Consider the following 7,416-nt stretch of genomic DNA (forward strand, 5'->3'; position numbering starts at 1 on the left):
CCGCCCCCGATGAACGGAGGCGGGCGGGATAAAGAATGGCCTTATTGGGCCAGCTTGACGTCTTGCAGGCGGATCATCGCATCAGGATAGGCTTTGAACCCTTCCAGCTTGGCGCTGTAACCATACAGATAGCTTTGGTGACCAAAGGTGATGATCGGCAGCTCATCCGTGATGATCTTGGCAAAGGCGTCGTATTTTTCCTTGCGCACGGCCGGGTCCGAAGAGGCGCGGGCCTCGTTGAGCAGGCGATCAACCTCGGGGTTGTTATAGCCGGTCTCGTTCTGACCACCGGTCGAGGTGTAGAACTGGTGGACGTTGCCATCCGGATCGGGGCGACCCGACCAATCCGAGCGCGAGACGACGTAATTGCGCGCGGCCTGCTCGTTCAAGAGGGTCGCGAATTCGGTCGAGCGCAGCTCGACGTCAAAGCCCGCCTCGGCGACCATGGCTTGGATCATCTGCATGGTCTGGGTCACGACAGGGTTGTTGTGATGCTGGATGGGGAAGGCCACCCGGTCAACACCTGCCTCAGCCATCAGCGCCTTGGCTTTTTCAATGTCGCGCGGCTGTGTCGGGATGTCCTTGTTGTACCAGGGCGAGTTCGGCGGCCAAGGCTGGTTGCCCGCAACCGCAGTGCCGCTGAACACGACCTGATTGATCGCCTCGCGGTCGATGGCCAGCGAGAAGGCCTGGCGCACGCGCTTGTCCTGACCCATCGGGCCTTTTGCCAATTCATCGTCACCGACGTTGACATACATGCCCATGCTGCCCAGGCCGATGGCTTCGGCAAAGCCCAGGTTGGGGTCGGATTTCACGGTCTCGGCATCGGTGGCCGCGATGCGGTCCACCAGCTGCACATCGCCCGAGCGCAGGTTGGCCAGACGCACGGTCGAATCCGGGATCGGGACATAGGTGACCTTGTCGATGTGAATGCGATCGGCATCGTAGTAATCGGCAAATTTCTCGACGACGATGCGGTCTTGTGCCACGCGCTCGACGAATTTGAACGGGCCGGCGCAAACCGGATGCTGTCCGAAATCGGCGCCAGCGGCCTCGGCGGCCTTGGGCGAGACGATGATACCCGCGCGATCAGACAGCTGGGCGATCAACGAGGCATCGGGTGATTTCAACGTGAAGGTCACCTGCAACGGGCCGGTTGCCTCGACTTTCTCGATCGAGGCCAGCTCGGATTTGCGGCGGCTTTCGGGCAGGGTCATGTTGCGGTTGATCGTATAGACCACCGCCTCGGCGTTCATGGTCTCACCATCGTGGAATTTGACGCCGTCGCGCAGGTTCATCACCAGCGTCAGGCCATCTTCGGATGTGGACCAATCCGTTGCCAGCATCGGCACGAATTCGACATTCTCGTTCACATCAACCAGCTTGTCGCACATCGCCGTATAGACGATGCGGCCCAGAAAAGAGCGGGACTGAGCGGGGTCCAGCATGTCGGGGTCATCCTGCAAGGCGATGCGCAGCTCGTTGGCATGGCCTGCAAAAGCAAACAGGCAGCCGACCAGTGCGGTCGTGGCAAGAGTTTTCAACTTCATTGCAATATCCTCAGGCTTGAAGAACAGAGAGGTTTGGCGAGTCCGCAAAAGCGGCATCATCAAAGCGGGTCAGCCGACGCATAAGCCGGGTCTGAATATCTAGCATGTGATCACGCATCGCAGTCGCAGCTGCCAAAGGATCACGTTCGGCGATGGCTGTGATGATCTGACCATGATGGAAGGCGACGGCTTTGGCGGCCTCATCGCCTTCGCCTGCGCGCGCGGCGCTGCGGGCATTTTGCCATGACGCATCCTGGCGCACGCGGTTCAGAATATCGAAAAGCGTTAAAAACAGGTGATTGCGCGCGGCCACGGCAATCTGGCGGTGAAAGGCGCCGTCCCACAGCTCGCAGGCTTCGGGATCGACGGCTTCGATACAGCGCCGGTTCAGTTCCTGCATCCGGGTAATGTCATCGCCATTCGCGCGCATCGCCGCCATCTGGGCGATCTGCGGCTCTAGGCGCAGCCGCACTTCCATGACCTCGTCAAAGGTTGCCAGCGGAATGGCCGAGGAGATGCTTTGCGCGAAATCTTCGGGACGCGGGCCGACAAAAGTGCCCGCACCCTGACGGCGCCAGATCAGCCCTTCGGTTTCCAACACCTCAAGCGCGCGGCGCAGCGCATGACGCCCGATCCCCAACCTGATGGTCATCTCACGCTCGGTCGGCAGCTTGCCCCCTTGCGCAACCCAATCGGGAGAATGGATCAGTTCGCGCAACTCCTGCAGAGCGCAATTTGCGTCTTTGATCGGGGCTGCGGCGGGAAACATTGATTCGAACCTTTGTGACATTGATCGAACCATTAATGACGGCGACAGAACCTGATTGAAAGTTAGTATTTAATTTTCACGGCTTTTGCGCATTTTATTTCAGCCTGCCGTTCCTAAGGTGCTGAAAGTTTCAGCAGATGGGCCGGAATCGTGACAACCATTTGCGCTTTGGTTGGATCTCTTGGTTGGTGTCCTGCCATCTGGAAATGCTGTTTCCAGTTGCGCGCAGACTTGACAAGCAAGGCCGATTTGCGTCACTCAACTTGCATACTAGAGTGCTTGATGGTGCGACGCAGGTCCACCGAAGGGGAGGAGAGATGATGAAGGGCAAGTTTTTGAAGCTCGTCGCGGCAACGGCTGGTGCGCTGATGCTGGCACAGGGTGCGATCGCCCAAGAGGTGCCGGCCGCAGGTGCGGACAAGCGCATCGATGCAATCAAAGCCGCAGGCGAGCTGCGCGTGGGCGTTCTGGACAACCCGCCGTGGCTGGTCGAAGACACCACCGGGACGACAGATCCCTGGCGTGGCCCGGCATGGCTGCTGGCGCAGACCTATGCCGACAAACTGGGCGTCAAGCTGACCCCGGTTTTGGTTTCACATGAAACCAAAGTGCCGGTTCTGGCCGCCAATCAGGTCGATATGACGATCTCTCCGCTGTCGAAAACCAAACAGCGCGCCGAAGTCGTCGATTTCGTCACCTATTCCAAAACCTCGCTATGCGTTTTTGGCAAAGCCTCGAACCCCAAAGTCTCGGGCGCGAAATCGGTTGACGATTTCAACAACCCCGACGTGACCATCGCCTATTTCACGGGTGGCGGCGAAGAGAACTGGGTCAAAGAGCGCTTTCCCAATGCTCAGCTGCGCGGCGTGACCAGCGCAGGCACGGCAGCCCCGATGGAAGAAATCATGGCAGGCCGTGCGGATGTCGCACCGATCAACCGCATTCCCTATCTGGCCATGAGCGAGAAGGTAAAAGGTCTGGAAGCGCTGCCGCGCGAGAACAACTGCCAAGACAGCACCGAGGCGCTGAACGAAATCGGCCTGGCCATCGACAAGAACCAGCCGGTTTATCTTGAGTGGCTGACCGCTGTGGCCGAGGGCATGCAGCCCGAGCTGCTGGCCGCTGAAGAAGCCGAAATCGGCAAGATGTAAATCCCGGATCAGGCGCAGACGCGTGACGTCTGCGCCATGTCCAATGGAGGTTTCACGATGGAACTGAATTTTGCTCCGGTCCTTGAAAGCTGGCGCTTTCTGCTGGGCGGGCTTGGGGTTACGATCCTGCTGGCCGCCTCGGTCAGTGTGCTCAGCTTTGTTTTGGGCGGGCTTTTGACCTTTGCGCGCCTTTATGGCCCGCGCTGGCTAAGCGTCATCGTGACCTTTTACATCGACAGTATGCGCGCCATTCCGGTGCTGGTCGTGCTGGTATGGGTCTATTTCGCCATGCCGATGCTGACCGGGGTCAACCTGTCCCCATTCTGGTCGGCGCTGTTCTCGTTGTCGCTGCATCTGGCGGCCTATGTCGCCGAGGTGTTGCGCGCAGGTATCCAGTCGATCCGGCCGGGCCAGGTGCAGGCAGGATTGGCAATGGGCATGTCGCAGATGCAATTGCTGCGCCATGTGCTTTTGCCGCAGGCTTTGGTGCGGATGCTGCCGGCCTTTGGCTCGCTTTTGTCGCTGGCAGTCAAGGATACGGCCATCGCCACCGTGATCGCCGTACCCGAGCTGATGCGCCGCGCGGATTCGATCGCGGGTCAGTACTATGTCCCGGTCGAGGTCTTTACGACGGTCATGGTGCTGTTTTTCATCATCATTTTCCCGCTTACGCGCGGAACTGACTGGCTTTACCGCCGCATTTCCTTTCTGGGGCGCTCATGACATTCGATTGGTCTATCATCTGGAGCAGCCTGCCGCTTTTGGCAAAAGGTGCGGGCGTTACCATCATTATGACCGTCCTGACGATGGTTCTGGCCGTGCCTTTGGGCATTATGCTGGCAATGATGCGCGAATCCCGCCTTCGGCTCGTGTCAGGGGCGGCCACCGTCTATGTCGAGCTGATGCGCAACCTGCCGATCATTCTGGTCGTCTATTGGGCCTTTTACGTGCTGCCGATCATGTCAGGGATTGCGTTTTCGCCCTTTGCGACGGGTTTGGTCGCATTGGTCGCCAACAATGCTGCCTATAACTCGGAAACCTTCCGCGCAGGCATCAAATCCATCCGCAAAGGCCAGATGGAGGCCGGCTTGGCCCTTGGCATGAGCGAATGGGAGGCCTTCCGCAAGATCGTGCTGCCGCAAGCGACGCGCCGCGTCATGCCGATGCTGGCAACCGCCTGGGTCACCTTGTTCAAGGATACGTCGCTGGTCTCGGTGATCGCTGTCGGCGATCTGGCCCATACCGCAATGCAGATCCGCTCGCAGTCTTTCCGCGTGATCGAACTTCTTACCGCAATGGCGGCCATTTATTGGTTGCTGGGCTATCCGCAGGCGAAACTCGTCGACTGGATCCACCGCAAATACGGGGTCTCTGAATGAACACTCAGGTCCAAAACACCGCCGCCGATGTCGTTGTCGAATACCGCGATGTCCGCAAGAATTACGGCGATTTCGAGGCGCTGAAAGGCGTCAGCCTGAAGGTTCGTCGCGGACAGGTCGTCTGTCTGATCGGGCCGTCGGGATCGGGTAAGTCAACCTTGCTGCGCTGCACCAATGGCCTTGAGACCATCAACTCGGGCCAGATCCTGATCGATGGCGAACCCCTTAGTAATCAGGCCGCGCAGGTGCGCCGTCTGCGCCAGCGCATGGGGATGGTCTTTCAAAGCTTCGAGCTGTTTCCCCATAAGACCGCGCTTGGCAATGTGATGATGGGCCCGATGACGGTCTTGGGCCTGTCCGAGGCCGAAGCGCGCACCCGCGCCGAGGCCTTGCTGGACAAGGTCGGCCTGCGCGACAAGGCCGGGAACTATCCGACCAATCTGTCGGGTGGCCAGCAGCAGCGCGTGGCCATCGCCCGCGCCCTTGCCATGCAACCCGAGGTGATGCTTTTCGACGAACCCACCTCGGCGCTTGATCCCGAAACCATTGGCGAAGTACTCAACGTCATGAAGCGTCTGGCAGAGGAAGGCATGACCATGGTCGTTGTGACCCATGAAATGAGCTTTGCGCGCCGCGTGGCCGATGAGGTCGTCGTCTTTGCCGATGGTCGCATCGTCGAGCAAGGCCCGCCCGAGCAGATCTTTGAAGCGCCCAAGACTGAACGCACCCGCGACTTTCTGGGCCATCTTGGCTGGGACGGTTAAGCGATGGCACGCGCGCTTTCGCATCAGCTGTCGGGATCGGGAACAGCCGCGGGCCTGGGCCCGCTGACCGGACCGCCAAGCGCAGGCGCGATCCATCAGGCGATCCGTGACGACATCATCTTGTTGCAACTGATGCCGGGCCAGCGCCTGTCGGAAAACGAGCTGGCCCGCCGTTTCGGGACCAGCCGCACCCCCGTCCGCGAGGCGGTGATGCGACTTGCCGACGAAGGGCTGGTCGAGGTCTGGCCACAGCGCGGCACGTTCATCTCGCGGATTTCGTTGCGGGCGGTTAGGCGCGCGCGGTTCGTCCGCATGGCACTGGAAATCGCGATCTTTCGCCGTGCGGCCGAACGCGGGCTGTCCAAGCAAATCTGGGCCGAGCTGGACGAAACCCTAAGCGAACAAGAGGGGGCGCTGGACCTGCCGGTTCAGTTCACCAATGCCGATGACCGTCTGCACCGCACCGTCGCCAATGGCGTCGAAGTTGGCGATGTCTGGGAGGTTCTTGAGCGCGAAAAGGTTCAGTTCGATCGCATGCGCTTTCTAAGCCTGCCCCATGTCACCCCGGTCCGGCTGTTGATCCAGCAGCACCGCGACATGTTGGATGCCGTGCGCGCAGGTGATGCAGATGCCGCAGAAAAGGCCGTTCGCACCCATCTCAGCGAAGGCGAAAAGGTGGTGGATGAGCTGCAAAAGCGCCATCCCGACTTTATCTTGCAAGATGGATAAACCGGGCCGTTACCTGGGGCCAATCCGGCGGCCCATCTGATCCGATCCTGTGATTGCAGCGATAAAAAAGCGGCCCATCGGCCGCTTTTTCTTTGTTTCCCAAGCCGGGGCTTAGACCAGATCCGCCTGCGCAATCAGCGCGCCGGGGTGGCAAACCACCCGTGCCGCCAGATCATGGCCCGCGCGCGCGGCCTGATCCATATCCGCGCCGTTCAGCCGCGCCGCCAGATAGCCGCCGTTAAAGGAATCGCCTGCGCCGGTCGTATCGGTCGGGGTGACTGATGGGAAATGCGGGTTTGCCTCGCTGCCGTCGGGCTTGCGCAGGCACAATTCGCCCCCCCCGTTTTTGACCACGATCTCGCCCACGCCAAGCGCGCCATAGCGATCGGCCGTCGCCTTGGGATCTGCATCGCCAAACCACATCGCCTCGTCATCAAAACTGGGCAGGATGATATCGGCCAGCGCGGCTGCGTCGGTGATGGCGCTGCGCAGCGTGGCGTGATCTGACCACAGCCGCTCGCGGATATTGGGGTCAAAGGCCAGCTTGGCGCCCCGTGCTTTGGCTGCGGCCAGCGCGGCAAACAGGTTCGCGCGCCCCTCGGGGGGCAGGATGGCCACGGTGATCCCCGAGAAATAGCACAGCTCGGCCCCCGACAGCGCCGCATCCAGCGCCGCCCGATCATCGGCCAATCCGCGCGCCGCCGACTGACCGCGCCAATAGGAAAAGCTGCGCTCTCCCTCGCTTAGGCTGATGGCGTAAAGGCCGATATTGCGATCAGCCTCGCGGGGGATGGCTGTGGTGTCGATGCCAGCCTTGTTCAGAAACTCCAGCATTTCGCCGGAAAAGCGGTCCTGACCTACGCGCGTGACATAAGAGACCTGCCATTCGCTGCCCAGTTTGGCGCGAAGATACCAGGCCGTATTCAGCGTATCGCCTGCATAACCCATGCGCCACAGACCGTCGCCGGCCTGCGAAAGCTCGATCATACATTCACCGATACAGACAATCCTGCGCATAAAGCCGCCTCTTAGTGCTGTTGCGCCTCTTGGGCGATCGCGCGGATCATGCCGATA

Annotated in this window: 8 protein-coding genes; 5 read left to right on the plus strand and 3 right to left on the minus strand. The window is 60.4% G+C overall.

Going from position 1 to position 7,416, the window contains the following annotated elements:
• Positions 1-41: 41 nt before the first annotated feature.
• Together RTS12_RS00670 and RTS12_RS00675 are read right to left on the minus strand one after the other, a co-directional pair.
• Positions 42-1,550, minus strand: coding sequence for an ABC transporter substrate-binding protein (locus RTS12_RS00670; RefSeq protein WP_312524674.1), 1,509 nt, complete (start codon positions 1,548-1,550; stop codon positions 42-44).
• 10 nt (positions 1,551-1,560) lie between these two features.
• Entirely contained in the window at positions 1,561-2,319 is a 759-nt protein-coding gene (locus RTS12_RS00675) for a FadR/GntR family transcriptional regulator (protein WP_312524675.1), read from the minus strand.
• 320 nt (positions 2,320-2,639) lie between these two features.
• Here RTS12_RS00675 and RTS12_RS00680 point away from each other — a divergent pair, with 320 nt between their 5' ends.
• Genes RTS12_RS00680 through RTS12_RS00700 form a run of 5 tightly spaced genes read left to right on the plus strand, consistent with a single transcriptional unit; the run spans position 2,640 to position 6,342 of the window.
• Positions 2,640-3,470, plus strand: a complete 831-nt coding sequence (locus tag RTS12_RS00680) for a substrate-binding periplasmic protein (RefSeq protein WP_312524676.1) — start codon at positions 2,640-2,642, stop codon at positions 3,468-3,470.
• A gap of 57 nt (positions 3,471-3,527) precedes the next feature.
• Complete coding sequence (locus RTS12_RS00685; protein ID WP_312524677.1) at positions 3,528-4,193, plus strand: amino acid ABC transporter permease; 666 nt, start codon at positions 3,528-3,530, stop codon at positions 4,191-4,193.
• Entirely contained in the window at positions 4,190-4,849 is a 660-nt protein-coding gene (locus tag RTS12_RS00690) for an amino acid ABC transporter permease (protein WP_312524678.1), read from the plus strand. Before RTS12_RS00685 ends, RTS12_RS00690 begins: the two co-directional genes overlap by 4 nt.
• Complete coding sequence (locus RTS12_RS00695; RefSeq protein WP_312524679.1) at positions 4,846-5,613, plus strand: amino acid ABC transporter ATP-binding protein; 768 nt, start codon at positions 4,846-4,848, stop codon at positions 5,611-5,613. The genes RTS12_RS00690 and RTS12_RS00695 overlap by 4 nt, the downstream gene beginning before the upstream one ends.
• A gap of 3 nt (positions 5,614-5,616) precedes the next feature.
• Positions 5,617-6,342: a GntR family transcriptional regulator gene (locus tag RTS12_RS00700; RefSeq protein WP_312524680.1), complete on the plus strand. Its 726-nt coding sequence runs from the start codon at positions 5,617-5,619 to the stop codon at positions 6,340-6,342.
• A gap of 111 nt (positions 6,343-6,453) precedes the next feature.
• On the opposite strand, the gene RTS12_RS00705 is transcribed toward RTS12_RS00700, so the two are convergent.
• Positions 6,454-7,359 (minus strand): sugar kinase, encoded by a 906-nt coding sequence (locus RTS12_RS00705; RefSeq protein ID WP_312524693.1) that lies wholly within the window; start codon positions 7,357-7,359, stop codon positions 6,454-6,456.
• Between the last annotated feature and the right edge of the window lie 57 nt (positions 7,360-7,416).

This window comes from Paracoccus sp. (in: a-proteobacteria), assembly GCF_032007265.1.
GTDB lineage: Bacteria > Pseudomonadota > Alphaproteobacteria > Rhodobacterales > Rhodobacteraceae > Paracoccus.